We start from the raw sequence: 24,164 nt of genomic DNA, 5'->3' as shown, positions 1-24,164 counted from the left end.
CCCTCATCGGAAGCCCTTTGCCTTGCCGAGATCGCGTGGAATCGTGAATACTTCACGCAATTGCTAATCACTCTTATTTGATATGAATGCCATTGCTTCCTCCGGTCTGCGGCTGCTGACCATCGAGGACGACCCGACCCTGGGCGCCCACCTGTCTTCCCACTTGAGCGAACGCGGCTTCGAGGTCACCTGGTGCCAGGACGGCGACGAGGGCCTGGCCCAGGCGCGCGGCGGCGACTACGACCTGGTGCTGATGGACATCATGCTGCCCGGCACCGGCGGCCTGGATATCCTCCGCACCTTGCGCCGCGAGCGTGCGGTGCCGGTTATCCTGATGTCCGCCCTGGGCGCTGAGCAGGATCGCATCGCTGGCTTTTCACAGGGCGCTGACGACTATCTGCCCAAGCCTTTCAGTCTCGCCGAGCTGAGCGTGCGTGTGGATGCGGTGCTGCGCCGTGTGGCGCTGGAGCGCGGCAGCCAGGCGCTGGCCAGCGCGCCCACCGGCTTGCAGATGGACCCGCAGAAGGACGACGTTGGCCTCGACGGCCAATGGGCGGGCCTCACCGGCACCGAGTACCGTCTGCTGGAAACCTTCCTTGGCAGCCAGGGCGAGACCCTGAGCAAACCCTTCCTTTACCAGCACGTGCTGCACCGCGCCTTCACCGCCCACGACCGCAGCCTGGACATGCATGTCAGCCACCTGCGCCGCAAGCTGCAGGCCATCGGCTATGTTCGCCACCAGCTGCACACCGTCTGGGGCAAGGGCTACGTGTTCGCTGAGGCCGAGGACTGACATGCCCGGTCGCCACTCGCTGTTCTGGAAACTCGCCGTCGCCCTGGTGATGCTGTGCCTGTCGGTGATCTGGCTGTCCTGGAGCTGGGGCAAGCAGATGGAGCGCGACAGCTACTTCCTCTCCGAAGCCGCGCGGCAGGTGCTCGCGGGGTACGCCGACGAGGCCCAGCAGGCCTGGCGTGCCGGCGGCCCGGCGGGCGTCGACGCCTGGCTGGCGCAGATGAAGCAGCGCGAGCCGGTGTGGATGGTCGTGGTCGATGCGCGCCTGCAGTCGCTGGGCACGCGGCCATTGCCGATAGAGGATGTGGCGCACCTGACGTTCCAGCGCGGGCTGGATTGGCCGGTAAGCTCGCGTTCGGTGAATCTCCCGTTCATCGGCATTCCCTTCCCCGACGAGCCGAATGCCGGCCGCTTGGTCGTGCAACTGCCGCAGCGCTTCCTGCCCGGCGGTCTGACTTTCCTGCGCCAGTCCATCAGCCATGCGCTGGTCCCGGGAATACTCGCGCTGCTGCTCTGCGGGCTGATCTACCGCCGCCTGGTGCGCCCGCTGAAGCGCCTGCGCGAACACGCCAACGCCCTGCAGGCAGATAATCTCGGCTCGGTCGCCGGCCCGGAATTGATTGCCCGCCGCGACGAACTGGGCGAGTTGGGCCGCGCGCTGGACCACATGGCCGAGCGCCTGCGCGGCCATGTCGGCCTGCAGCGCCAGTTGCTGCGCGACCTGTCCCACGAACTGCGCACACCGCTCAGCCGCCTGCGGGTGGCGGGGGACAGCCCGATCAGCGAAGCCGCACTGCGCCAGCGCGTGGAGCGCGAGGTGGAAGTGATGCAGCGCCTAGTCGCCGACACCCTTGAACTGGCCTGGCTGGACACCGAGCGCCCGCGCCTGGAACTGGAAGAGATCGACCTGCGTTCGCTGTGGGACCTGCTGGTGGACGATGCGCGCTTCGAGGCGGGCTGGAGTGCCGAACGCTTCCTTTATCAGGTCCCGGCGGGTTGCCGTGTGCGCGGCCATCTCAACGGTCTTGCCCAGGCGCTGGAAAACCTGCTGCGCAATGCCATCCGCCATTCCCCGGAAAACGGTCGCATCCGCCTGAGCGGTCGGCGCGAGTCCGCTGGCTGGCACCTCTGCCTGGAGGACGATGGCCCGGGTGTGGCGGAAAGTGACCTGGAGCGCATCTTCCTGCCGTTCACCCGGCTCTCCGATGCGCGCACCGGCGAAGGCTTCGGCCTGGGCCTGAGCATCGCCCGCAGCTCGCTGCGCATGCAGGGCGGCGAACTCTGGGCCGATTGCGCCGAGGCCGGGCTGCGCGTGCACCTGCGCCTGCCGGATGCGGCAGCGGCCTGAGCCGGGCCGCGGACGCCGAACACGGCTTGTTAGGAAGTTTCGTATGGCGAGGCGTCGTTTGCCGGTATCATAGGGGGTCTTCCCCCTCTGCGATTCGGAACCGAGTGCCTCCATGATCGTGCAGTACCCGACTATCGCCGATTGCGTCGGCAATACCCCGCTGGTGCGCCTGCAGCGCCTGGCCGGGGAAACCTCCAACACCCTGCTGGTGAAACTCGAGGGCAACAACCCCGCGGGTTCGGTGAAGGATCGCCCGGCGCTGTCGATGATCACCCGTGCCGAACTGCGCGGCGACATCAAGCCTGGTGACACGCTGATCGAGGCCACTTCCGGCAACACCGGCATCGCCCTGGCGATGGCGGCGGCGATCAAGGGCTACCGCATGATCCTGATCATGCCCGACAACTCCACCGCCGAGCGCAAAGCCGCCATGACTGCCTACGGCGCCGAGCTGATCCTGGTGACCAAGGAGCAGGGCATGGAAGGCGCCCGCGACCTCGCCGACCAGATGGCCCGCGAAGGCCAGGGCAAGGTGCTCGACCAGTTCGCCAACGGCGACAACCCGATCGCCCACTACCATTCCACCGGCCCGGAAATCTGGCAGCAGACCGGCGGCGAGATCACCCATTTCGTCAGTTCCATGGGCACCACCGGCACAATCATGGGCGTATCGCGCTACCTCAAGGAGCAGAACCCCAACGTGCAGATCGTCGGCCTGCAGCCGATGGAAGGCTCGGCCATCCCCGGCATCCGCCGCTGGCCGCAGGAATACCTGCCGAAGATCTTCGACGCCACCCGCGTGGACCGCGTCGTCGACATGCAGCAAACCGAAGCCGAGGACGTGATGCGCCGCCTGGCCCGCGAAGAGGGCATCTTCTGCGGCGTATCCTCCGGTGGTGCGGTAGCGGCCATGCTGCGACTGTCCCGCGAGCTGGAAAACGCGACCCTGGTGGCAATCATCTGCGACCGTGGCGACCGTTACCTGTCCTCGGGCGTGTTCGACGCCAACTGACATGGCCAAGCAGAGATCCGGCCTGCGCTTCCAGCCCAGCGGCGGAGCGCGCAGCCCCGCGGTACCGGTGGGCAAGAAGCAGCGCCTGAACATCGAGCGCCTGGCCCACGACGGCCGCGGTATTGCCCATGTCGACGGGCGCACCTGGTTCGTCGACAACGCCCTGCCGGGCGAGTCGGTGGAAGCCCGCGTGCTTTCTGCTCGCGCGCAGATCGTCGACGCCCGTAGCGAAAGAATCTTCACCGCTGCTGCCAACCGCCGCGCCGCGCCGTGCCCTGTGGCCGGCACCTGTGGCGGCTGCAGCCTGCAGCACCTGTCCCACGCCGATCAACTGGCACTCAAGCAGCGTACCTTGGCAGAGCAGTTGGAGCGCTTCTCCGGCCTGGTCTCGCAGGAGTGGGCAGCACCGCTGGTCGGGCCGGAATTCGGCTACCGCCGGCGCGCGCGCCTCGCCGTGCGCTGGGACGTGAAGGCCAAGCGCCTGGACGTCGGCTTCCGCGCCGCCGCCAGCCAGGCCATCGTCGCTTTCGACGACTGCCTGGTGCTGGTGCCTGAGCTGCAAGTCCTCGCCCGCGAGCTGCCAGAGCTACTGCGCGGCTTTGCCAAGCCGCAGTCCCTGGGGCACGTCGAGCTGTTCCACGGCACTTCCAGCGCGCTGCTGCTGCGGCATATCGAACCTTTGTCCGATAGCGACCGCGCGCGACTGCTGGAATTCTGTTCGGCACGGGATGTGCAGCTGTGGTTGCAGGGTGACGGCGAACCGACGCTTTGTTCCGATGGCGCAGAAAACAGCGGGAACCGGGAGCTCGGCTTCCGGCTCGAAGCCTGGAATCTGACCCTGGCCTACCGCCCCGGCGACTTCGTTCAGGTGAACGAGCCGGTGAACGAGGCGATGGTCGCCCAGGCGCTGGACTGGCTGAAGCCAGGCAGCGACGAGCGCGTGCTGGACCTGTTCTGCGGCCTGGGCAACTTCGCCCTGCCGTTGGCGCGCCAGGTGCGTGAGGTGGTGGGCGTGGAAGGTGTGCAGACCATGGTCGAGCGCGCCGCCGCCAATGCCCGGACCAACGGCCTGGCCAATACGCGGTTCCATCAGGCTGACCTGACAAAACCGCTTGCCGACGCCCCCTGGGCGGCGGAGGATTTCACCGCCGTGCTGCTCGACCCTCCGCGTGACGGAGCCTTCGAGCCGGCGCGGCAGATGCGTTCACTGGGCGCGGAGCGGGTACTCTATGTGTCCTGCAATCCGGCGACCCTGGCGCGCGACGCTGGCGAGCTGGCCCGACAGGGCTATCGTCTGAAGCGCGCCGGCATTCTCGACATGTTCCCGCAGACGGCTCATGTCGAGGCCATGGCTTTGTTCGAGGCAGGCTAGGACGGCCTGCGCAATCCGACCGGCTCAAGCAAGAAAGGCCGGCGCAGTGAGCGGTGTGTTGTGGCGCACCGTGGGGAAGGGTAGACACGATGGTACAGGTGAGAGCGCACCAGCCGGTCAACACCGACGGCAGCATCAATCTCGAGGCCTGGCTGGACCATGTCCAGACCTTGGTCCCGGGCCTGGATCGCAAGGTCCTGCTGGAAGCCTGCGAGTTCGCTCGCGAGGTGGAAGACAGGGCTGTCAGCACGGCTGACAATTCCTGGGCGGATGGCACCTCCAGCTTCCAGACGGGGCTCGAGATCGCCGAAATCCTGGCGGACCTCAAGCTCGACCAGGAATCGCTGGTCGCCGCGGTAGTCTACCGTGGCGTGCGCGAGGGCAAGGTCAAACTCGAGGACGTGGCGCAGCGCTTCGGCCCTGTGGTCGCGAAGCTGATCGAAGGCGTGCTGCGCATGGCGGCGATCAGCACCAGCCTCAGCCCGCGACAATCCCTGGTGCTCGGCACCCAGGCGCAGATCGAGAACCTGCGCAAGATGCTGGTGGCCATGGTCGACGACGTCCGCGTCGCGCTGATCAAGCTGGCCGAGCGCACCTGCGCAATCCGCGCGGTGAAGAACGGCGACGAAGAAAAGCGCATGCGTGTCGCCCGCGAGGTGTTCGACATCTACGCGCCGCTGGCCCACCGCCTGGGCATCGGCCACATCAAGTGGGAGCTGGAAGACCTTTCCTTCCGCTACCTCGAGCCCGACCAGTACAAGCAGATCGCCAAGCTGCTGCATGAGCGCCGGCTGGACCGCGAGCAGTACATCGCCACCGTGATGCAGCAACTCAAGGACGCTCTGGCTGCCACCGGTATCAAGGCAGACCTGTCCGGCCGCGCCAAGCACATCTATTCCATCTGGCGGAAGATGCAGCGCAAGGGTCTGGACTTCAGCCAGATCTACGACGTGCGCGCCGTGCGCGTGCTGGTGCCGGAAATGCGCGACTGCTACACCGCGCTGGGCATCGTCCATACCCTGTGGCGACACATCCCCAAGGAATTCGACGACTACATCGCCAACCCCAAGGAAAACGGCTACCGCTCGCTGCACACCGCGGTGATCGGTCCCGAGGGCAAGGTGCTGGAAGTGCAGATCCGCACCCACGCCATGCACGAGGAAGCCGAGCTGGGCGTCTGCGCCCACTGGCGCTACAAGGGCACCGACGTCAAGGCCAGCTCCAACCACTACGAAGAAAAGATTTCCTGGCTGCGCCAGGTGCTCGAGTGGCACGAGGAACTGGGCGACATCGGCGGCCTGGCCGAGCAACTGCGGGTGGATATCGAACCCGACCGGGTCTACGTCTTCACCCCCGACGGCCACGCCATCGACCTGCCCAAGGGTTCCACGCCGCTGGACTTCGCCTACCGGGTACACACCGAGGTCGGCCACAACTGCCGTGGCGCCAAGATCAACGGCCGCATCGTGCCGCTGAACTACAGCCTGCAGACTGGCGAGCAGGTGGAAATCATCACCGGCAAGCAGAGCGGCCCGAGCCGTGACTGGCTGAACCAGAACCTGGGCTACGTCACTACCTCGCGAGCGCGGGCGAAGATCGTCCACTGGTTCAAGCTGCAGGCACGCGACCAGAACGTTGCCGCCGGTAAGGCCATGCTCGAACGTGATCTGGGCCGCCTGGCGCTGCCGCCGGTGGACTTCGAGAAGCTCGCCGAGAAGGCCAACTACAAGACCGGCGAGGACCTGTTCGCCGCCCTGGGTGCCGGCGACCTGCGACTGGCCCATGTGGTCAACTACGCGCAGCAGCTGGTGGAGCCCGAACGCGGCACCGAGCAGCTCGAGCTCATCCCGCGCAAGCCGAGCAAGATCGGCCACGGCAAGCGCGGCGACATCCAGATCCAGGGCGTCGGCAACCTGCTCACGCAGATGGCCGGCTGCTGCCAGCCGCTGCCGGGCGACCCGATCGTTGGTTACATCACCCTCGGCCGCGGCGTGACCATCCACCGCCAGGACTGCGCCACCGCGCTGCAACTGGCCGGCCGCGAGCCGGAGCGGATCATCCAGGTCAGCTGGGGGCCGGTGCCGGTCAGCACCTATCCGGTGGATATCGTCATCCGCGCCTACGACCGTTCCGGCCTGTTGCGCGACGTCTCGCAGATGCTGCTCAACGAGCGCATCAACGTGCTGGCGGTGAATACCCGTTCGGACAAGGAAGACAACACCGCGATCATGCGTCTGACCATCGAGATCCCCGGTCTGGATTCGCTGGGACGCTTGCTGGCGCGCATCTCGCAGTTGCCGAACATCATCGAGGCGCGGCGCGACCGCGCGGGTGCCAAGGATGCATAAGCTCGAAGACCTGCTGTACCTCATGGCCCGGCTGCGCGACCCGCAGCACGGTTGCCCCTGGGACCTGAAGCAGAGCTACGCGACTATCGTCCCGTACACCCTCGAGGAAGCCTACGAAGTCGCCGATGCCATCGAGCGCGGTGATTTCGACCACCTGCGCGAGGAGCTGGGCGACCTGCTTTTCCAGGTCGTCTACTACGCGCAGCTGGCGCGGGAGGAGGGGCGCTTCGAGTTTGACGCGGTGGTTGATGGCATCACCAGCAAGCTGATCCGCCGCCATCCCCATGTGTTCCCCGACGGCGATCTCTACGGCGAGTCCGACCCGGCGAAGCTGGCGGAAGCGGCGGTGAAACAGCGTTGGGAAGAACTGAAAGCCGAGGAACGCGCTGCCAAGGCCGCCGAACCCGTGCAGCTCTCCCTGCTGGACGATGTGCCCAACGCTCTGCCGGCGCTGAGCCGCGCGGCCAAGCTGCAGAAGCGCGCCTCCCAGGTCGGCTTTGACTGGGCCGACGCGTTGCCGGTGGTGGACAAGGTCCGCGAGGAACTGGACGAGGTACTGGAGGCCATGGCCGGCGGCGACACCGAAGCCCAGGCAGAGGAAGTTGGCGACCTGCTGTTCGTGGTGGTCAACCTGGCGCGCAAGCTCAAGGTCGACCCGGAGACCGCCCTGCGCGCCGCGAATGCCAAGTTCGAACGACGCTTCCGTTACATCGAGACTGCCTTGCGTGACCAGGGCCGCACGCTGGAAGACAGCAATCTGGAAGAGATGGACGAGCTGTGGGGCGCTGCCAAGCGTGACGAGAAGAACCCGCTCAGCTGTGGATAAGTTCTTGTCTTGCTGAAACGTCGACCATGAAAAAGCCCCGCAATGCGGGGCTTTTTTTGCTCTTCGCAGGAGCGAGCTTGCTCGCGAACCCCTTGATGCCGTAGCTGCCGGGAAATCTGTTCGCGAGCAAGCTCGCTCCTACAGAAATATCGATCAGCCGAACAGCCAGCGCAGGATCAGCACCAGCAGCACCACCGCCAGCACCGGCCGGCCGATGCGGTAGGCCTTGGGATAGGCGCGCTTGAACACCTTGACCTTGCTGCCCACGGCGTCACCGAGGCGAATCAATACCGAGTAGGCCTGGTTGATCCCGCCCACGCGCTCACCCTCAACGTTCTGCGGCGCCGTGGCGCGACCGAGGAAGGCGCTGACGCGGCGGTTTACGCGGGTCAGCAGCGGCGACTTGAGCGGACGTTCGATGTCACAGAAGAGGATCAGGCGCGATTCGTCCGTCTCGTTCTTCACCCAGTGAACGAAGGTCTCGTCGAACATCACGTCCTGGCCGTCGCGCCAGGCGTAAGGCTGGCCGTCGACGAAGATGCGGCACTCGTCGGAGTTCGGCGTGGCGAGGCCCAGGTGGTAGCGCAGCGAGCCGCCGTAGGGGTCGCGGTGCTTGTTCAGGTGGCTGCGCGGTGGCAGGCGAGTGAACATCGCGCCCTTGACGTTGGGGATGCTGCTCACCAGCTCCACGGTCTTGGGGCACAGCTGCTGTGCCGAGGGCAGGGGGCCGTCGTACCAGGTCAGGTAGAAGCGGGTCCAGCCCTTCTTGAAGAAGGAGCCGAAGCCGGCTTCGTTGTTGTTCAGGGCATCGCGGATGTAGCCCTCGTCGAACAGCTGCTCGGCTTCCTCGCGGATCATCTGCCAGTTGTCGCGCAGCTTGTCGAGTTCGGGGAAGCGCTCGCGGTCCAGGTAGGGCTTGGACGGCACGCTGGAGTTCAGGTACATCAGCGAATTGTACGGGGCGAACCAGGCGGAGTGGTTCACCACCTGGCGCAGGAAGGGCAGTCGAACCTTGCCGCGCAGGTGCACGTAGAGGATGGCGACGAGGAAGATGGCCAGTATCGCGAGAACGATGAGCTTCAGCATCGAGGTTACGAGTCCGCTCCAGATGAGTGAATTCGAGCCAGGCACTTGCGCTGCGCTGGCACAGGCCCGAGGATTATACCCCCTGAGGACAGTCCCGCTGCACCTATGCGTTGGTCTGGGATTTGTCTGGCATCAATTGGGCTGTTGGAGAGCCTTGATTCATGAGCATGTCATTGCGTGATCAGTTGCTGAAAGCCGGGCTGGTCAACGAGAAGCAGGCCAAGCAGGCCGGCAAGCAGAAACAGAAGCAGCAACGCCTGGAGCACAAGAACCAGGTAGCCAAGGACGACAGTCAGCGTCAGGCAGCCCTGCAGGCCCAGGCCGAGAAGCAGGCTCGCGACGCCGAACTGAATCGCCAGCAGCAGGAGAAGTCCGAGAAGAAGGCCAAGGCCGCGCAGATCAAGCAATTGATCGAGGGCACGCGCCTGCCGAAGCTAGAGTCGGACGACTACTACAACTTCGTCGACAACAAGAAGGTCAAGCGCATCGCGGTCAACGACCTGATCCGCGACAAGCTCAGCCGTGGCAGCCTGGCCATCGTCAGCTATGACGGTCGCTACGAGATTGTCCCGCGTGATGCCGCGCTGCGTATCCAGGAGCGCGACGAGCGTCGCATCATCGTCCTCAGCGAGCCCAGCGGCGAGCCGGACGAGAACGATCCGTACAAGGATTATGTGGTGCCCGACGACCTCATGTGGTGAGGTCGTTGCGGCGGTTCAGCCTGCCGCATCCAGCACCACTCTTGCGAACAGCGCCTGCGCCGACAACGGTGTGATGGCGCGCAGACGGTCCAGCCGGAGTTCCCGGCTGGCGTCGTCCACTCGCACTTCCAGAAATTCCTCCAGCGATCCGTCAATGTTTCGCCGCGAGTGCGTGGTGAAGGCCTGGGCGTCGAACGCCAGGCCGTCACGCAACTCAATACGCAGCCAGTAACGGTAGAGGCAGGCGATCTCCAGGTAATCATGGAGATCGCACTGCAGCGGCTGGTAGTCGCCCATGTCGCCGGCCCTATTTGAGGTCGGCCAGTGCGGCGCCGAAGTTCAGGTGCAGCACCTGCCCATCGACCACCAGCGCCGGCACCGATTGCACTCCGGCCGCCTCGGCTTCGGCGACGCGCGGCGACTGCTCGCCCAGGTGCACCACTTCAACCTCTCGATTCAGCAGCGGCAACAGTGCACGCTCGGCTTCGACGCAGACGGGGCAACCGGCATGGTAGTAAACGGCTTTGCTCATGATCGTTCTCCTGATTAGTTATGTATCGATTCGATACTATTTCAGTCTGCGAGCGGAACAGGTCTTCTGTCAAACTGGTTTTTGATCGATACTATCTATCGGGAGGATTAGCCCATGACCGATACGACCCTGTACGACTACCTCGAACGCATCGCCAGTCTGATGCGCGCCTGGGCTCGCGAGCAGCCGCTGATGGCCGATCTGCAGCCAATCCAGCTGAGTGCGCTGAACTACCTGGCGCGCTGCAACCGCTATTCGAATACACCGCTGGGGGTGACGGATTTCCTCGGGCTGACCAAGGGAACGGTGTCGCAGTCGCTCAAGGCACTGGAGGCAAAGGGGCTGATCGAGAAGCGTCCGGACGCCCAGGATCGCCGCAGCGTGCATCTGGAACTGACACGGGAGGGCAGGGGGCTGATCGATGCCCTGGTGCCGCCGGCCTTCCTGCGCAGCGCCGAGGAGGCGCTGGGGGAGCGCAGCGAGTTGCTGGTCGAACTGCTGCGGGAGTTGCTGGCGACCGTGCAGCGCCAGGAGAATGTGCCGGGCTTTGGCCTGTGCCGCACCTGTCGCTTCCATCAGAAGCTGGATGATGGCGCCCTCTGCGGGCTGACGGGAGAACGCTTGGACGCGCGCGAAGGCGAGCTGATCTGCCGCGAGCATGCCGCGCCTGACGAAGCGGCCTGAGTCGATAGTTGTAGGAGCGAGCTCGCTCGCGAACTGAATTGACTCCGAAGTCGCCGGGAGCGCTGTTCGCGAGCAAGCTCGCTCCTACAAGATGCGGTAAGGCACAAATGAAAAAGCCGGGCATGAGCCCGGCTTTTTCATGACGCGGAAGCTATCAGAAGCGATAGGTCATCTGCGCGGTCAGGCCGTGGGCGCTGTTGTCGTACTTGGCGCTGTAGGCCGGCTGCAGTTGCAGGCCTGCCAGTTCCTGGCCGTCGGGCTGGTTCACACCGGCGGTGGATTCCCACAGGTAGGCGTATGCCACGTCGATGGTCATGTCGGCGTTGGGCGAGTAGCCGGCGCCCAGGGTGAAGATCTTGCGATCGCCCACCGGGATGCGCACGGTACGGTGCTCGTTGGTGGTCGGCGACGGATCGTAGGCGAAGCCGGTACGCAGCACCCACTGGTCGTTCCACTGATAGGAGGTGCCGATGGCCGCGGACCAGGTATCGTGCCAGCTCAGGTCTTCGCCGATGGTGTCGAAGGCTGCAATCGGAGCGCCGGTGTTCTGCACTTCGATGGACTTCAGACGGCTCCAGCGCGTCCAGGTGGTGCCACCGTAGACGGTCCAGCGGTCATCCAGTTTCTGGGTGATCGACAGGTCCAGGGATTCGGGCAGGGTGATGTCCAGGCTGGCGTCCATGCGCGAGTCGAACAGGCCGGCCGGCGAGTTGGACACGGTGGTGTGGCCCTTGAGTTCGTACTTCACCTTGGAGTGGTAGGTGGCGCCGATCGAAGTGCTCTCGGTCGGGGTGACCAGGATACCGACGTTGAAACCGGCGGCAGTGTCATCACCCTTGATGCTGATCTCGGTGTCATTCGGCGCGCCGAACAGGCCCTTGGTGGCCAGGTCGTTTTCCAGCTTGCCGTCGATGCGGTTGATGGTCGGACCGAAGCCGACTGCCACCACGTCGTTGAACTTGTAGCTGATGGTCGGCTGGACGGTGATCACCTGGACCTTGCTGTAGGAGCCATGGGAACGGCCCTGGAAGCTGCTTTCGTAGTCGTTGATGATGCCGTACGGCACGTAGATGCCCAGGCCGACGCTGACCTTGTCATCCAGCGGGGTGACGAAGTAGCCGAACGGAACGGCGGCCAGCGGAACGGAATCGCCCTTGTTGGAGCCGGTGGCAGTGCTGTTCGCGTCGCTGATATCGTCCTTGGCAGAGACAACGGCCAGACCGCCGCTGACTTCAGTACGCTTGAGCTTGGACATGCCGGCAGGGTTGCCGTAGATGGTGCTGGCGTCCAATGCCGAGGAAGCGCGGCCCGCGTAGGCGGTACCGGCGCCGCTGGCGCTCTGCTCGTTGATGGCGATGCCGTTGGCAAGCACCTGGGCAGAGGCAGCGCTGATGGTCAGTGCGAGGGTGGTCTTGAGCCATGTTGTTTTCATTGTAAGAGCAACTCCTGTGTTTATCGGCGCGCAAGCTACCAAGATTCCCGGGTCTTGGGTAGTGGTTGGCAGGCGCTCTACCTTGGGCTTCAGGGCTCAAACGAGCGTTCCATCTGAATGATGTCCGTTCGTCGCTGTATGTAAATATTTTCTGACCGGTTGGTCACTATTTGGGTGTGTGATGTTCAGGCGACGCGGCTGAAATTTCCGACGTAGCTGTGCCAGGCGTCGACGAAGTCATGGAGGCGTCCGTGAGGGTGGAACACTTGGCGCCAGATGCGGGCCAGTTCCATGGGGTCATCTGTCAGCGGCAGGGGCAGGCGTTCCGCTTCCACCAGCATCCAGGCGATGGCGGTGCTGTAGCGCAGGTTGACCGTGAGTTCCAGGTGCGGCGCGTCGAGGAAGGCATGCTGGCTGGCCAGCCCTCGGACGCGGCTGGCCAGCTCGGGGTCCAGCGCCAGGAATCCGTCCCAGAGCGTCTGGTGTCGCTGCTCACCAATGCGATACAGCCCGTGGCCATGGCTGTCATCGAGGGCGCTCCCCAGCGCCGACTGACAGGCCGCTGCCCCCAGCAGCAGCGATTCGGCCGCGACACTGTGACGCCCCAGGTAGTGCAGGGTAGGGCGGATCACATACTGGCAGAGATCGTTCGCGGCGATTCCCATGACATCCTCGTCATCAATGACCGGCGGGGCTGGGCGTCTTGGCAGCTTCTGATGATTATCCTCGGCCCCGCCGGAAGCGGACTTAGCCGCTCGATTTGAAGTGTAGTGCGATGAAGATGATGTAAAGGACTGTTTTTAAATTGTTTCGTCGGCGCGGCTTTCCTTCATATTCCTTCTGGCGATTAGATGCTCGGCGCTAACTCCGGCATCGCAGAGAGCTTTTCCTCGGCCTCTTCATGGCCCTGGTCTGCCGCCTTCTGGTACCAGGCGCGGGCCTGCGCCGGGTTCTTTGCCACGCCACGACCCTTGGCGTAGCTCTCGGCGACCTGGAACTCGGCGTCCACATCACCCTGTTCGGCCGACAGCAGGTAGAGGGCGAAGGCCTTCTTGTAGCTGCGGGTCACGCCGGTGCCGTTCTCGTACATGATCGCCAGGTTGAACTGGGCGTCCTTGTCACCCTGGTCGACGGCCTTCTGGTACCAGTACACCGCCTTGGCCGAGTCCTGCTCGACTCCATCGCCATTGTCGTAGGCATTGCCGAGGTTGTACTGGGCGCAGGCATGGCCCTGCTGCGCGGCCTTTTCGTACCAATAGGCGGCCTTCTCGTAGTCCTGGTCGTACTCGTCGCTGCCCGAGTCGTATTCCAGGCCGAGCGTGTACTGGGCGGAGGCGTGGCCGGCCTTGGCGGCTTTCACCAGGTCCTCGCCATAAAGATCGGACCACTGGTCCTGGATGGCGCAGGGGGTGGCTTCGAGCTCTGCGGCGTGGGCGGGGATTGCGCTGCACAGGCCCAGCAGCAGGCTGGCCAGAAGGGTTTGGCGGATGCGCGAAGGCATGTGTTCACTCCTTTGAAGAATGGGCACGAGTCTGACCGATGCCCTGACACCTATCCATAGGAACGGAGGGCGCCGGTGTGAAGCGCCTTCCGTTTTTTCCGCCGGAGCGGGGTGATCAGTCGCCCTTGGCCACCGGGCGCCGGGCATCGGTGATCCACTCGCTCCATGAGCCCGCGTACAGGCGCCCCAGCGGATAGCCCGCCAGGCTCAGGGCGAACAGGTTGTGGCAGGCGGTGACGCCGGAACCGCAGTAGGCCACCAGGTCCTCGGCCGGGCGTCCGCGCAGCAGGCCGGCGAAGCGTTGGTGCAGGTGTTCCGGGCGCAGGAAGCGGCCGTCATTGCCGAGGTTGTCGGTGAAGGCGGCGCACTGGGCGCCGGGGATGTGCCCGGCGACCGGGTCGATGGGCTCGACCTCGCCACGGAAGCGCGGCAGGCCGCGGGCGTCGATCAGCGGCAGTTCGGCCTCGCCGAGTTTAGCGGCCAGTTCGCTGGCGCTGATCAGCAGGCTGTTGTCCGGCTCGCCCCTGAAGTCGCCAAGGCGCAGCGGTGTTTCGGCGGTGGTCAGGCGCAGGCCGGCGTTGCGCCAGGCGGTCAGGCCGCCGTCGAGCAGGTAAACGCCCTCGCTCTTGCCCAGCCATAGCAGCAACCACCAGGCGCGCGCGGCAAAGGCGCCGGGGCCGTCGTCGTACAGCACCACTTCGCTGTCGGCGTTCAGGCCCCAGGCGCGCAGGTGTTCCTGCAGGTGCTGCGGATCGGGCAGCGGATGACGGCCGGTGGTGCCAGGAATCACCGGCGAGGAAAGATCCCGGTTGAGATCGGCGAAATGCGCGCCGGGGATATGGTTCTCCCGGTAGCTGCGTGCGCCGTAGGCCGGGTCTTCGAGGGCGAAGCGGCAGTCGAGCAGGACGAGATTCGGGTCATCGAGGCGGGCGGCCAGTTGCTCGGGAGTTAGCAGGCGGGCTTGGGTCATGGGCGCATTCCTGTGTCGTGACGGGGCCGAAACGCATCATAAGGCTTGTACGATGAAAAGTTGGTGGGAGTTGGCGAACATGCACAACCAGCAATCGGCGCCGCGCAAGGCCGGCCCGCTGCGCGTGGCCCTGGTGGGGCTGGCGACCGTTCTGATCACTCTGGGCTACAGCGTCCGGGTCCTGGCGCTGGGCGCCATCGGCCGGCTGCGCCGCAGCAAGGTCGACGGTTTTACCCGCGATTGGTCGGGCAGTCTGCTGCGTCTGACCGGAGCGCGAATGAGCCGCCATGGCGAGGTGCCGGACTTCGGCGACGGCCGCCGCTACATGATCCTCTGCACCCACTCGAGCTTCTACGATATTCCAGCGATCTTCGTGAGCATGCCCGGGTCGATCCGCATGCTGGCGAAGAAGGAGCTGTTCGCGGTGCCGGTTTGGGGCGCGGCCATGCGCGCGGCGGAGTTCCCCTCCATTGACCGGCACAACCGTCACCAGGCCATGGCCGACCTGGCCAAGGCGCGGGAAATGATGGAAAGCGGCATCGTGCTCTGGGCCGCGCCCGAGGGCACGCGCTCCAAGGACGGCAAGCTGCAGCCGTTCAAGAAGGGCTGCTTCCGCCTGGCCCAGCAGACCGACGCGATCATCGTCCCGGTGGCGATTCGTGGTATCCAGCAACTGCTGCCGGCCGGCGGCCTGAAGCTGAATCTGGGCATGCCGGTGGAAGTGCATGTCGGTGCGCCGATCGATTCCACCCAGTTCACCGAGCACGGCATCGACGCGCTGATGAGCGAGGTGCGCGAGCGCATGCTGGAGTTGCTGGAGCCTTCCGCCGCGCCGGTGCCGGCGCCGGCCCTGAAAGAGCAGGCGCCGGCCTGAAGCGTCAATGGATGGGCAGCCGGCCGATGCGGTCGTTCTCCAGGCTGCCCAGGTAGAGCACGCCGTTCACCGGCTTGGCCGAGGTCACCATGCGCAGGTGCTGGCCGCTGGTGTCATGCAGGCTGCGCACGATCTCGCCTTTCTCGTTCACCTGGATCACCAGGCCGTAGGGCACCGGCTTGGGAAGCACGGCGCGCGGCAGCTTGGTGAGCTGGCGTTTCAGCCAGGGCATCTGCTGGATCATGTCAGCGTCGGCCTTTCGCGGCGAGGGCAGCGCGACCCAGAAGGTGCCGCTGCGATCACTGGCGAGGTTGTCCGGTAGGCCCGGCAGGTTGTCGATGAACACCTCATGCTGCCCGGCCTTCTCGCCCTTGAGCCAGTAGCGGGTGATGCGGTAGCGATAGGTCTCGTTGACCAGCACGAAGTCCTCGTTCTGTGACAGTGCCACACCATTGGCGAAGTACAGGTCCTTGAGCAGCGTTTCGGTCTTGCCGGTAGCCGGGTCGTAGCGCAGCAGGCGGCCGTGGGGGCGGGCTTCGAGAAGGTCGAGTATGTAGTCAGGCTGGTGGAAGCGGCTTGAGGCGTCGCTGAAATAGATGCGGCCATCGCTGGCGATGTCCAGGTCGTCGGTGAAGGCGAAGGGAACGCCGTCCGCTGAATCGGTCAGCACGCGGATCTTGCCCTGCGGATCGATCTCCAGCAGTCCCTTCCAGGCGTCGGCGACGATCAGGTTGCCGCTCTTGTCGAAGGCCAGGCCGAGCGGGCGGCCGCCGGTCTCGACAAAGGTTTCGGCCTTGCCGTCGGCGCCGATGCGCACGATGCGCCCGTCATCCAGCCCGGCGAAAACCCGGCCCTGGCTGTCTACGGCGGTGTCTTCGGGGCCGACGATCTGGCCCTGGGCGAGGAGTTCGGCCTTCATCAGTGTGTCATTGGGTTCCATCACGCCGGTCATCGCCGGCGCCTTGGGCGGCGTCCAGGCCAGCGGGTCGATGGGGCTGGGCGTGAGCGCCAGGTAGACCGCCAGGGCGGCCACCAGCAGGACAACCAGTCCGAGAAGCTTTTTCATGCGCAAGCTGCCTTCTTGTTGTTGTGGGCGGGGCAAAGCGTAGAAGTTGCCATGCAGTCGTCACAGACCGATGGCCGAGTGGAATGCTCGCACATCATGCATCTCTATATAATGCGCGCACCGAAACGAAGGAGATGTTCGTGACCGTCCTCGACATTCAGTGGATTCGCGACGATGCCACCCTGGAGCGCAAGTGCCAGGACTGGAAAGAACTGCCATACCTCGCGCTCGATACCGAGTTCATGCGTGTCGATACCTTCTACCCGGAAGCCGGGCTGGTGCAGGTGGGCGACGGCAGCGGCGTGTGGCTGATCGACCCGCTGCTGATCCGCGACTGGTCGCCTTTTGCCGCACTGTTGGAGTCGCCGCTGGTGGTCAAGGTTTTCCATGCCTGCGGCGAGGACCTGGAAGTCTTCCAGCGCCTGACCGGCAGCCTGCCGCAGCCGCTGTTCGATACCCAGCTTGCCGCCGCCTACCTGGGCATGCCTCATTCCATGGGCTACTCCAAGCTGGTGCTGGAAATCCTCGGTCTCGACCTGCCCAAGGACGAGACCCGCTCCGACTGGCTGCAGCGGCCGCTGACCGACATGCAGGTGCGCTACGCCGCCGAAGACGTGCAGCACTTGGCCGAGGTCTACGTGAAGCTTGCGCCGCGCCTGAGCGATGAGAAGCTGCAGTGGCTGCTGGCCGACGGCACCGACCTGACCCTCAACCAGAGCCGCGTGAGTGACCCGCAGCAGGCCTACCTCGACGTCAAGCTCGCGTGGAAGCTGGGTCGCCAGCAACTGGCGGTGCTGCGCGAGCTGTGCGTGTGGCGCGAGGAGCAGGCGCGGTTGCGCAACAAGCCGCGCAACCATGTACTGCGCGAGCACACCCTGTGGCCGCTGGCGCGCTTTCAGCCCAGCGACAAGGTCGCGCTGGCGCGCATTGACGACATGCACCCGCGCACCGTGCGGCAGGACGGCGACACCCTGATCGCACTGATGGCCCATGCGGCGAAGCTGCCCGAGGCGGTCTGGCCGCAAACCCTGCCCGAGCCATTGCCGCGCGAAATCACCCCGGTCCTGAAGAAGCTGCGCGAAGTCGGCCAGAAGGAAGCCGAGCGCCTGGAGATGGCGCCCGAGCTGATGCTGCGCAAGAAGATTCTCGAGGCCCTGCTCAAGACTGGCTGGCCCAACGGCCCCTACCAACTGCCCGATTCGCTGCAAGGCTGGCGCCGCGAGCTGATGGGGCAGGCCCTGCTGGACAGCCTGGCTGCCCAGGCTCCCGAATAACGCGGCCCACTGCATAACGCGGCCCACTCAATTACGCGGAAAGCACCGACATGAAACGCATCTGCTCCATCTACAAAAGTCCGCGCAAGAACGAGATGTACCTGTACGTCGACAAGCGCGAAGCCCTCAGCCGTGTACCCGAGGCGCTGCTCGCGGCCTTCGGCGCGCCCAGGCACACCTTCGACCTGGTCCTGAGCCCCGAGCGTCAGTTGGCTCGCGAAGATATCAATGTCGTGCTGGAAAACATCGAGAAACAAGGTTTCCACCTGCAGATGCCGCCGGCCGAAGACGAGTACATCGAACACCTGCCCGAGGAGTTGCTGCGCAGAAACGACCCGGTCTGATCGCGACTGGCTCGTCACTCCGCTCAGGCCGCGTATTTGCCCAGTGCTGGCACTGTGCAAGTTCGCGGCTTGAGCGCATTATGCGCGGAGAAATAGGGTTCAACGGAGCGGAACGCTTGGTCTCTGGCTGTGTCTATAGCCGCCTGACTTCCCTAGAACTGACCACGGTTTACCCCAGGGAAGCTCCCTTGAAGCGAGTCCAGATGCGCCAGCCGGAAATGCTCCACCGTTCGAAGCGAAAGGCCTGACCATGCGCCTGCTCGTACTCGATCGCGAACACGCCCTCTACGCCGCCCTGCTGATGGCGGCCGAACCCCGATTGACGGTGATCTCCGGCAATAACCCGGAGAACCTGCTGGAAGCGGCTGCAGAATGCCCGGTGTGGCTCGGCGAGCCGACTTTGGCGGCGCAACTGCTGCGCCGGGGCGTGCATCCGGTGTGGATTCAGTCGAGCTGGGCGGGCATCACCCCGCTACTGGCCGACGACCTGCCCAAGGACTATGCCCTGACCCGCGCCGTCGGCATCTTCGGCCAGGTCATGACCGAATACCTGCTCACCTACATGCTCGCCCATGAACGGCAGTTCCTCGGCCGCCTGGCCAGCCAGGTCGGCGTGCAGTGGGACGACCGTGTGCCGGGCAGCCTGAGTGGCCGGCAGATCCTCATTGTCGGCACCGGCGAGATCGGCCAGGCTGTGGCGCACATGCTGGCGCCCTTCGGCGTGGAACTGGTCGGCGTGGCGAAGAACCCGCGCGCTCTGGTGCCCTTCGGTCGCATGGGTGGGCTGGATGACCTGCCGCGCCTGGCCGAGACCGCCGACTACGTGATCAACCTGCTGCCCGATACGCCGGAAACCGCCGATATCTATAACCTCGCGCTGTTCCATCGGATGAAGCCCACCGCGCTGTTCCTCAATGCCGGGCGCGGCACATCGGTCGTGGACGAAGACCTGGTCGCGGCGCTGGAAGGCAACCAGTTGGCCGGTGCGGTGATCGATGTCTGTCGCCAGGAGCCACTGCCGACGTCGCACCCGTTCTGGCACACACCGCGCCTGTTGCTGACCGGGCATACGGCTGCACCGACGCTGCCGAGCCTGTTGATCGACCTGTTCCGCGATAACCTGACCCGCTTCTGGGCGGGACAGGCCATGCGTGGCGAGGTGGATTTCTCCCGCGGTTACTAATCGCCGTCGCACCCATGAAAAAGGCCCCATTCGGGGCCTTTTCTTTTGGCTTTTCGCAGGAGCGAGCTTGCTCGCGAACCGATGGGCAGCGTGCCTTGCGGGTTCGCGAGCAAGGACTAGGCGTCCCCCTCGTTCCTACAGGTAGCATCAGAGCGAGAAATCGCCCTCGGCCACGATCTCCGCCAGTGGGCGGCGCGCATTGGGCACTTCGCGAGCCTGCAGGCTTTCGGAGAGGATCGACTTGTCGCCCAGTTTGCCAATGGCGATCACGGCGTGGATCTCATGGTCCGCCGGAACCTTCAGCTCGGTGCGCGCCAGTTCGCGATCGAAGCCGGCCATGCCGTGGGTGTGCCAGCCGGCCAGGCTCGCCTGCAGGGCGAGGAAGCCCCAGGCGGAGCCGGTGTCGAAGCTATGCCACAGGGCCGGTTTCTCCTCGCTGGAGCCGGGCGGGGCGAAGGTGGTCTTGGACAGCACGACGACCAGCGCCGACGCATGCTGCGCCCAGCCGCGGTTGAACTCGCCCAGCAGGTTCAGGTAACGCTGCCAGTTCGGCGTGTCGCGCAGGGCGAAGAGGAAACGCCAGGGCTGCGAGTTGAAGGAGGACGGCGCCCAGCGCGCGGCCTCGATGAAGCTCAGCAGGGTCTCCTGGGGAATGGCTTCGCCGTTGAAGGCGCGGGGCGACCAGCGATTGATGAACTGCGGGTCGATGGGGTGCTCGGAAACGCGAGGGTTGGCGCTCATGATGGCTCCTTGAAGGGCTTGGAATCTGCCGATGGTGCCGTGGTCGGCCGGGCATCGCGGTGGGGGCGGGCGGCTGGCGGGTCTCGCGGCACTGGTAGAAGGCAGGCGGACCGGGCCCGTGGGGCGATCAAACTAACCAGCGCGGCCCGCTCTGGCAAGCATTGCGCGGTCAATGGTCGCCTGCACTTGGCCTTGCTGCTCGTGGGGCTTAGACTTTGCGCCCCGTGAAATTGCCCCTGTACAAAAAATGGCCGCCAAAGTCGAACCCTTCTGGAAACGCAAAACCCTCGACCAGCTCGATCAGGAAGAGTGGGAGTCGCTGTGCGACGGCTGCGGCCTGTGCTGCCTGCAGAAGCTGGAGGACGAAGACGACGGCACCGTCTACTACACGCGTATCGCCTGCAAGCTGCTGGACCTGAAGACCTGCCGCTGCACCGACTACGCCAATCGCCGTGCCAGCGTGCCCGACTGCATTCAGCTCACTCCGGCCCAGGCCGACGAGTTCCAGTGGCTTCCGCCGACCTGCGGCTATCGCCTGGTATCCGAAGGCAAGGACCTGCCGCTGTGGCACCACCTGGTCTGCGGTGATCCGGACGCGGTGCACCATGAGCGAATCTCCCAGTCGGGGCGCATGCTCGCCGAAGGCTCGGTGCCCGAAGACGACTGGGAAGAGCACCTGATCTTCCGCGCCGGCTGATCCTTCCGCCGCTCAGGTCGCCCATGGCATGCTGCGCGTCTTCCGCCCCGGAGCCGCGCCATGCCCAGTCTCGAAAGCCTCAGCCTGTTCTTCATCGCCACCCTCGCGCTCAACCTCACGCCCGGCCCGGACATGCTCTACGTCGCCTCGCGTTCGGCCGCCCAGGGTACGGCGGCTGGTCTGATGTCGACGCTCGGGATCGGCGCTGGTTGCGTGGTGCACATGCTGGCGGCGGCCTTCGGGCTGTCGGCGTTGTTGATGATGTCCAGTGTGGCCTTCGGCGTGCTCAAGTGGCTGGGCGCGCTTTACCTGATCTGGCTCGGTGTGCAGTTGATCCGTGGCGCCTGGCGCGAGCAGCAGCACACCAGGCTTGAGCCCGCGCGGTTGGGCCGGGTGTTCTTGCAGGGCATGCTGGTCAACGTGTTCAACCCCAAGGTGGCGCTGTTCTTCCTCGCCTTCCTGCCGCAGTTCGTGCCTGCTGGCAGCCCGAACTTCGTGCTGCAGATTCTCTGCCTCGGCTTGCTGTTCAACCTCGGCGGCTGCCTGGTGAACGCGGTGGTTTCGGTGGTTGCCGGGCGCGTCGGCAACCGCGTGGGCAGCAACCCGACCTGGCGGCGCTGGCAGCAGACTGCCTCGGGTGGGCTGATCGTTGCCATGGGCCTCGGCCTGGCCGTCAGCAGCCGACGCTGACGGGCGTTCAGGCCGGCGTGCGCAGCCAGTAGCAAGCTTCCTCGCCGGTCAGCGGCGCCTCGTTGTCCGGCAGTTCCACGCGTTTCTCCCACAGCGGGAACCAGCGCTCGTCCTTCTCGTCGTCAATGGTTGCCGGTCGCACTTTCGCGCGTAAGCGCCGTTCGCAGGCACCCCATTGCACGAAGTTGACCTGCGCTTCGATCAGGCTGACGGCGTTTGCGCCGCCGCGCGCGTCGGGAAAGCAGAGCTGCAGGTGATCGTCTTCCCAGAAGCAGATCTCGCAGATGACAGGGTCGGCTGGCGTTTCGACATGGCCGCGACGGAGCCGCATTTTGCGCAGGGCAAGGCGCGAGGAGAGAGATTTGGTATTCCAAATGAACGACGAGTAACGCGGCGCTGCGCAAAATGCGGCCCGTCCCTTCGGGCTGCGCGCCAAATCACGCCATGCGTCGTTGCGGGACTAGACAAGGGAATGCCATTGTCGTCGTCCCTCGCCTAGCCTGGCGTGATTTGGCGCGGCAGCGCGACTCATGTCGAAACGCCAGCCGACCCTGACGACCCCGGAGGGTCGCCGAAACTGAAATAGCCGCAGCAGGGACAGGTATAGAGCATCAGGCGTTGCCTTCGATGCCCAGCACCTTGAACAGGAAGGCGTATTCCAGCGCCACATCCTTCAGGCCCTGATAGCGGCCACTCATGCCGCCGTGGCCGGCTCCCAGGTCGGTCTTGAGCAGCAGCAGGCGGTCGTCGGTCTTGCTGACGCGCAGCTTGGCGACCCACTTGGCGGCTTCCCAGTACTGCACGCGGCTGTCGTTGTAGCCGGCCACCACCAGCAGGGCGGGATAGTCCTGGGCGCTGACGTTCTCGTAGGGTGCGTACGCCTTGATCCGCGCGTAGACCTCGGGCTCCTGCGGGTTGCCCCACTCGTCGTATTCGGTGACGGTCAGCGGCAGGTCAGGGTTGAGCATGCTGTTGAGCACGTCGACGAAGGGCACTTCGGCGATGGCGGCGGCGAACAGCTGCGGACGCTGGTTGAGCACCGCGCCGATCAGCAGGCCGCCGGCGCTGCCGCCACTGATGGCCAGTTGCGCCGGGGTGCTGTAGCCGTGGTTGAGCAGGTGCTCGGCGCAGGCGATGAAGTCGCTGAAGGTATTCTGCTTGTGTTCCAGCTTGCCGGCGCGGTACCAGGCTTCGCCCAGCTCGCCGCCGCCGCGAACATGGGCAATGGCGAAGACGAAGCCGCGCTCCAGCAGACTCAGGCGGGCGTGGGAGAACCAGGGGTCGAGGCTTTCGCCATAGGCGCCATAGCCGTAGAGATAGAGCGGGGCGGGCTTGCCGCGGGCGATGTCTTCCAGCACATCGCGGCGGCCGACCAGGCTGATCGGCACCTGCACGCCATCGGCGGCTTCGGCCCAGAGGCGGCGGCTGTCGTAGGCGTCTGCGTCGAACGGGCCTTCCACCGGAGTTTGCTTGAGAACCTTCTGTTCGCCGCTGGCGAGGTCCAGCTGGCGGATCTGTGCCGGGCGGTTGAGCGCCTCGTAGCGCAGGCGGATGACCGGGCTGTCGAACTCCAGGCTGTCCTGCACGTAGAGGTTGTAGGCAGCGTCCGGCAGGTCGACGCGGTGTGCCCGCTGGCCGTGCGGGTGGACCTCGACGATGGGCAGGCCGCCTTCGCGCAGACTCAGGGTCAGGGCGCTGGCGTTGAGGGTGAGGCCTTCGAGCATCACGTCGTCGCGGTGTGCCACCAGTTCCTGCCAGTGGGCGCGGGTGGGTTGCACTTCACTGGCCTGGTACAGCGCGAAGTTGATGCCGGTCTGGTTGCTGCGGATCAGCCAGGCCCAGTCGCCGCCATGGCGGCCGTGGTCGGGATAGTACTCGTGGCCCTCCTCGCGCGACGCCAGGCAGACGAATTCGCCTTCCGGCGTATTGGCGTCCAGCACCCAGGCTTCGCTGGTGGTCTTGCTGTTGAGCAGCAGGATCAATTGGCGCTCGGAACTGGCGCGGTAGCAGTTGAGGAAGAAGCGTCCGTCAGGCTCTTCGAAAATCAGCTGCGCGCCGCTTTCGCCCAGGCGGTGGCGATACAGCTTGTGCGGGCGGTGGGTATCGTCCAGTTCGCCGAAGAACAGGGTGCGGTTGTCGTTGGCCCAGGTCAGGCTGCCGTCGCAGTCGTCGAAGGGCAGGGTGGTGATGCTGCCGTCAGACAGTTCCTTCACGTACAGGGTGTAGATCTCGTCGCCGCTGGTATCCAGGCTGTAGGCCAGCTTCGAATGATCCGGGCTGATGCTGAATGCACCGACCGACAGGAAGCTGTCACCAGCCAGCTCGTTCGGGTCCAGCAGCAGCTCTTCGGCGCTCTCCTCGACGGTCAGCGAACCATCGGCGGGGCGAGGGCTGCGATAGTGCCGCGGGTACTCGTCGCCGGCGGTGGTGCGCTGGTAGTAGAGCCAGGGTCCCCAGGGCGTGGGCAGCGACAGGTCGGTTTCGCGGATGCGGCCCTTGATCTCCTGGAACAGGGTTTCGCGCAATTGCGTCTGAGGCAGAAGTCGATCTTCCAGGTAGGCATTTTCTGCTTTCAGGTAGTCGAGGACGTCCTCTGCGTCGCGATTTTCCAGCCAGGCATACGGATCGGCGGCGGCTTCGCGGCGGGCGATGGGGGGCTGACGGTCTGTCATGGCGGCTCCTCGGGGCGG

The 24,164-nt window shown here is 65.2% G+C and carries 25 protein-coding genes; 14 read left to right on the top strand and 11 right to left on the bottom strand.

What is annotated here, in order from left to right; translation table 11 throughout:
* Nucleotides 1-82 precede the first annotated feature (82 nt).
* From ACNFH5_RS09015 to mazG, 6 genes are all read left to right on the top strand, one after another.
* Nucleotides 83-793 (top strand): response regulator transcription factor, encoded by a 711-nt coding sequence (locus tag ACNFH5_RS09015; protein ID WP_416745267.1) that lies wholly within the window; start codon nt 83-85, stop codon nt 791-793.
* Between the two features lies 1 nt (nt 794).
* Nucleotides 795-2,141 carry a histidine kinase sensor domain-containing protein gene (locus ACNFH5_RS09010; protein WP_416745266.1) on the top strand — a complete coding sequence of 449 codons (1,347 nt, stop codon included), beginning with the start codon at nt 795-797 and terminating at the stop codon, nt 2,139-2,141.
* 112 nt (nt 2,142-2,253) lie between these two features.
* Complete coding sequence (gene cysM, locus ACNFH5_RS09005; RefSeq protein WP_416745265.1) at nt 2,254-3,153, top strand: cysteine synthase CysM; 900 nt, start codon at nt 2,254-2,256, stop codon at nt 3,151-3,153.
* A 1-nt stretch (nt 3,154) separates the two neighbouring features.
* Complete coding sequence (gene rlmD / locus ACNFH5_RS09000) at nt 3,155-4,525, top strand: 23S rRNA (uracil(1939)-C(5))-methyltransferase RlmD (protein ID WP_416745264.1); 1,371 nt, start codon at nt 3,155-3,157, stop codon at nt 4,523-4,525.
* An 89-nt stretch (nt 4,526-4,614) separates the two neighbouring features.
* Nucleotides 4,615-6,873, top strand: a complete 2,259-nt coding sequence (gene relA, locus ACNFH5_RS08995; protein WP_416745263.1) for a GTP diphosphokinase — start codon at nt 4,615-4,617, stop codon at nt 6,871-6,873.
* The gene (mazG, locus tag ACNFH5_RS08990) at nt 6,866-7,699 is read left to right on the top strand and encodes a nucleoside triphosphate pyrophosphohydrolase (RefSeq protein ID WP_416745262.1); all 834 of its coding nucleotides are present in this window, start codon (nt 6,866-6,868) and stop codon (nt 7,697-7,699) included. The genes relA and mazG overlap by 8 nt, the downstream gene beginning before the upstream one ends.
* 153 nt (nt 7,700-7,852) lie before the next feature.
* Here the strand turns inward: mazG and ACNFH5_RS08985 are convergent, their stop codons facing one another.
* Nucleotides 7,853-8,785, bottom strand: a complete 933-nt coding sequence (locus ACNFH5_RS08985) for an aspartyl/asparaginyl beta-hydroxylase domain-containing protein (RefSeq protein ID WP_416745261.1) — start codon at nt 8,783-8,785, stop codon at nt 7,853-7,855.
* Nucleotides 8,786-8,946: 161 nt separating this feature from the next.
* Between ACNFH5_RS08985 and ACNFH5_RS08980 the strand changes: the two genes are divergently transcribed.
* Nucleotides 8,947-9,486, top strand: a complete 540-nt coding sequence (locus ACNFH5_RS08980; RefSeq protein WP_054908697.1) for a DUF2058 domain-containing protein — start codon at nt 8,947-8,949, stop codon at nt 9,484-9,486.
* 15 nt (nt 9,487-9,501) lie between these two features.
* Here the strand turns inward: ACNFH5_RS08980 and ACNFH5_RS08975 are convergent, their stop codons facing one another.
* Nucleotides 9,502-9,783: a Rho-binding antiterminator gene (locus ACNFH5_RS08975; RefSeq protein ID WP_416745260.1), complete on the bottom strand. Its 282-nt coding sequence runs from the start codon at nt 9,781-9,783 to the stop codon at nt 9,502-9,504.
* Between the two features lie 10 nt (nt 9,784-9,793).
* On the bottom strand, nt 9,794-10,018 hold the full coding sequence (locus ACNFH5_RS08970; RefSeq protein ID WP_416745259.1) for a glutaredoxin family protein: 225 nt from the start codon (nt 10,016-10,018) through the stop codon (nt 9,794-9,796).
* A gap of 114 nt (nt 10,019-10,132) precedes the next feature.
* Between ACNFH5_RS08970 and ACNFH5_RS08965 the strand changes: the two genes are divergently transcribed.
* Entirely contained in the window at nt 10,133-10,702 is a 570-nt protein-coding gene (locus ACNFH5_RS08965) for a MarR family winged helix-turn-helix transcriptional regulator (RefSeq protein ID WP_416745258.1), read from the top strand.
* A 154-nt stretch (nt 10,703-10,856) separates the two neighbouring features.
* On the opposite strand, the gene ACNFH5_RS08960 is transcribed toward ACNFH5_RS08965, so the two are convergent.
* The 4 genes from ACNFH5_RS08960 to ACNFH5_RS08945 all read right to left on the bottom strand — a co-directional run bounded on the left by ACNFH5_RS08960 (nt 10,857) and on the right by ACNFH5_RS08945 (nt 14,605).
* Nucleotides 10,857-12,134, bottom strand: a complete 1,278-nt coding sequence (locus ACNFH5_RS08960; protein WP_416745257.1) for an outer membrane protein transport protein — start codon at nt 12,132-12,134, stop codon at nt 10,857-10,859.
* Nucleotides 12,135-12,319: 185 nt separating this feature from the next.
* Complete coding sequence (locus tag ACNFH5_RS08955) at nt 12,320-12,799, bottom strand: hypothetical protein (protein WP_416745256.1); 480 nt, start codon at nt 12,797-12,799, stop codon at nt 12,320-12,322.
* 182 nt (nt 12,800-12,981) lie between these two features.
* On the bottom strand, nt 12,982-13,635 hold the full coding sequence (locus tag ACNFH5_RS08950) for a tetratricopeptide repeat protein (protein WP_416745255.1): 654 nt from the start codon (nt 13,633-13,635) through the stop codon (nt 12,982-12,984).
* Nucleotides 13,636-13,750: 115 nt separating this feature from the next.
* On the bottom strand, nt 13,751-14,605 hold the full coding sequence (locus tag ACNFH5_RS08945; RefSeq protein WP_416745254.1) for a sulfurtransferase: 855 nt from the start codon (nt 14,603-14,605) through the stop codon (nt 13,751-13,753).
* 79 nt (nt 14,606-14,684) lie between these two features.
* On the opposite strand from ACNFH5_RS08945, the gene ACNFH5_RS08940 reads away from it, so the two are divergent.
* Nucleotides 14,685-15,479 carry a lysophospholipid acyltransferase family protein gene (locus ACNFH5_RS08940; RefSeq protein WP_416745253.1) on the top strand — a complete coding sequence of 265 codons (795 nt, stop codon included), beginning with the start codon at nt 14,685-14,687 and terminating at the stop codon, nt 15,477-15,479.
* A 4-nt stretch (nt 15,480-15,483) separates the two neighbouring features.
* Here the strand turns inward: ACNFH5_RS08940 and ACNFH5_RS08935 are convergent, their stop codons facing one another.
* Entirely contained in the window at nt 15,484-16,545 is a 1,062-nt protein-coding gene (locus tag ACNFH5_RS08935) for an SMP-30/gluconolactonase/LRE family protein (RefSeq protein WP_416745252.1), read from the bottom strand.
* A gap of 134 nt (nt 16,546-16,679) precedes the next feature.
* On the opposite strand from ACNFH5_RS08935, the gene rnd reads away from it, so the two are divergent.
* The 3 genes from rnd to ACNFH5_RS08920 all read left to right on the top strand — a co-directional run bounded on the left by rnd (nt 16,680) and on the right by ACNFH5_RS08920 (nt 19,346).
* A complete protein-coding gene (gene rnd / locus ACNFH5_RS08930; RefSeq protein ID WP_416745251.1) occupies nt 16,680-17,819 on the top strand; it encodes a ribonuclease D in 1,140 nt (379 codons plus the stop codon).
* 50 nt (nt 17,820-17,869) lie between these two features.
* Nucleotides 17,870-18,163 (top strand): YcgL domain-containing protein, encoded by a 294-nt coding sequence (locus ACNFH5_RS08925; protein ID WP_416745250.1) that lies wholly within the window; start codon nt 17,870-17,872, stop codon nt 18,161-18,163.
* A 250-nt stretch (nt 18,164-18,413) separates the two neighbouring features.
* A complete protein-coding gene (locus tag ACNFH5_RS08920; RefSeq protein ID WP_416745249.1) occupies nt 18,414-19,346 on the top strand; it encodes a D-2-hydroxyacid dehydrogenase in 933 nt (310 codons plus the stop codon).
* 147 nt (nt 19,347-19,493) lie between these two features.
* Here ACNFH5_RS08920 and ACNFH5_RS08915 read toward each other — a convergent pair whose 3' ends face one another.
* Entirely contained in the window at nt 19,494-20,087 is a 594-nt protein-coding gene (locus tag ACNFH5_RS08915; RefSeq protein ID WP_054907202.1) for a nitroreductase family protein, read from the bottom strand.
* Nucleotides 20,088-20,334: 247 nt separating this feature from the next.
* Between ACNFH5_RS08915 and ACNFH5_RS08910 the strand changes: the two genes are divergently transcribed.
* A complete protein-coding gene (locus ACNFH5_RS08910) occupies nt 20,335-20,784 on the top strand; it encodes a YcgN family cysteine cluster protein (RefSeq protein ID WP_081520308.1) in 450 nt (149 codons plus the stop codon).
* Nucleotides 20,785-20,844: 60 nt separating this feature from the next.
* The gene (locus ACNFH5_RS08905; protein WP_416745248.1) at nt 20,845-21,474 is read left to right on the top strand and encodes a LysE family translocator; all 630 of its coding nucleotides are present in this window, start codon (nt 20,845-20,847) and stop codon (nt 21,472-21,474) included.
* A gap of 7 nt (nt 21,475-21,481) precedes the next feature.
* Here ACNFH5_RS08905 and ACNFH5_RS08900 read toward each other — a convergent pair whose 3' ends face one another.
* Together ACNFH5_RS08900 and ACNFH5_RS08895 are read right to left on the bottom strand one after the other, a co-directional pair.
* Nucleotides 21,482-21,910 carry a CPCC family cysteine-rich protein gene (locus tag ACNFH5_RS08900; protein WP_416745247.1) on the bottom strand — a complete coding sequence of 143 codons (429 nt, stop codon included), beginning with the start codon at nt 21,908-21,910 and terminating at the stop codon, nt 21,482-21,484.
* Between the two features lie 175 nt (nt 21,911-22,085).
* Nucleotides 22,086-24,146: a S9 family peptidase gene (locus tag ACNFH5_RS08895; protein ID WP_416745246.1), complete on the bottom strand. Its 2,061-nt coding sequence runs from the start codon at nt 24,144-24,146 to the stop codon at nt 22,086-22,088.
* Between the last annotated feature and the right edge of the window lie 18 nt (nt 24,147-24,164).

This window comes from Pseudomonas sp. NY15435, assembly GCF_048068295.1.
Taxonomy (GTDB): domain Bacteria; phylum Pseudomonadota; class Gammaproteobacteria; order Pseudomonadales; family Pseudomonadaceae; genus Pseudomonas.
Note: the sequence above shows the minus strand (reverse complement) of the source record. Positions and strands in the feature narration are given on the sequence as shown.

Bases quoted from the DNA above. Each gene is read 5' to 3' on its own strand.
- ACNFH5_RS09010 (WP_416745266.1), top strand. From the start codon at position 795: ATGCCCGGTCGCCACTCGCTGTTCTGGAAACTCGCCGTCGCCCTGGTG.
- mazG (WP_416745262.1), top strand. From the start codon at position 6,866: ATGCATAAGCTCGAAGACCTGCTGTACCTCATGGCCCGGCTGCGCGAC.
- ACNFH5_RS08935 (WP_416745252.1), bottom strand. From the start codon at position 16,545: ATGAAAAAGCTTCTCGGACTGGTTGTCCTGCTGGTGGCCGCCCTGGCG.
- ACNFH5_RS08925 (WP_416745250.1), top strand. From the start codon at position 17,870: ATGAAACGCATCTGCTCCATCTACAAAAGTCCGCGCAAGAACGAGATG.
- rlmD (WP_416745264.1), top strand. From the start codon at position 3,155: ATGGCCAAGCAGAGATCCGGCCTGCGCTTCCAGCCCAGCGGCGGAGCG.
- ACNFH5_RS08975 (WP_416745260.1), bottom strand. From the start codon at position 9,783: ATGGGCGACTACCAGCCGCTGCAGTGCGATCTCCATGATTACCTGGAG.
- ACNFH5_RS08955 (WP_416745256.1), bottom strand. From the start codon at position 12,799: ATGGGAATCGCCGCGAACGATCTCTGCCAGTATGTGATCCGCCCTACC.
- ACNFH5_RS08910 (WP_081520308.1), top strand. From the start codon at position 20,335: ATGGCCGCCAAAGTCGAACCCTTCTGGAAACGCAAAACCCTCGACCAG.
- ACNFH5_RS08920 (WP_416745249.1), top strand. From the start codon at position 18,414: ATGCGCCTGCTCGTACTCGATCGCGAACACGCCCTCTACGCCGCCCTG.
- ACNFH5_RS08985 (WP_416745261.1), bottom strand. From the start codon at position 8,785: ATGCTGAAGCTCATCGTTCTCGCGATACTGGCCATCTTCCTCGTCGCC.
- cysM (WP_416745265.1), top strand. From the start codon at position 2,254: ATGATCGTGCAGTACCCGACTATCGCCGATTGCGTCGGCAATACCCCG.
- ACNFH5_RS08940 (WP_416745253.1), top strand. From the start codon at position 14,685: ATGCACAACCAGCAATCGGCGCCGCGCAAGGCCGGCCCGCTGCGCGTG.
- relA (WP_416745263.1), top strand. From the start codon at position 4,615: ATGGTACAGGTGAGAGCGCACCAGCCGGTCAACACCGACGGCAGCATC.
- ACNFH5_RS08895 (WP_416745246.1), bottom strand. From the start codon at position 24,146: ATGACAGACCGTCAGCCCCCCATCGCCCGCCGCGAAGCCGCCGCCGAT.
- ACNFH5_RS08915 (WP_054907202.1), bottom strand. From the start codon at position 20,087: ATGAGCGCCAACCCTCGCGTTTCCGAGCACCCCATCGACCCGCAGTTC.
- ACNFH5_RS08950 (WP_416745255.1), bottom strand. From the start codon at position 13,635: ATGCCTTCGCGCATCCGCCAAACCCTTCTGGCCAGCCTGCTGCTGGGC.
- ACNFH5_RS09015 (WP_416745267.1), top strand. From the start codon at position 83: ATGAATGCCATTGCTTCCTCCGGTCTGCGGCTGCTGACCATCGAGGAC.
- ACNFH5_RS08945 (WP_416745254.1), bottom strand. From the start codon at position 14,605: ATGACCCAAGCCCGCCTGCTAACTCCCGAGCAACTGGCCGCCCGCCTC.
- ACNFH5_RS08960 (WP_416745257.1), bottom strand. From the start codon at position 12,134: ATGAAAACAACATGGCTCAAGACCACCCTCGCACTGACCATCAGCGCT.
- rnd (WP_416745251.1), top strand. From the start codon at position 16,680: ATGTTCGTGACCGTCCTCGACATTCAGTGGATTCGCGACGATGCCACC.
- ACNFH5_RS08905 (WP_416745248.1), top strand. From the start codon at position 20,845: ATGCCCAGTCTCGAAAGCCTCAGCCTGTTCTTCATCGCCACCCTCGCG.
- ACNFH5_RS08980 (WP_054908697.1), top strand. From the start codon at position 8,947: ATGAGCATGTCATTGCGTGATCAGTTGCTGAAAGCCGGGCTGGTCAAC.
- ACNFH5_RS08965 (WP_416745258.1), top strand. From the start codon at position 10,133: ATGACCGATACGACCCTGTACGACTACCTCGAACGCATCGCCAGTCTG.
- ACNFH5_RS08970 (WP_416745259.1), bottom strand. From the start codon at position 10,018: ATGAGCAAAGCCGTTTACTACCATGCCGGTTGCCCCGTCTGCGTCGAA.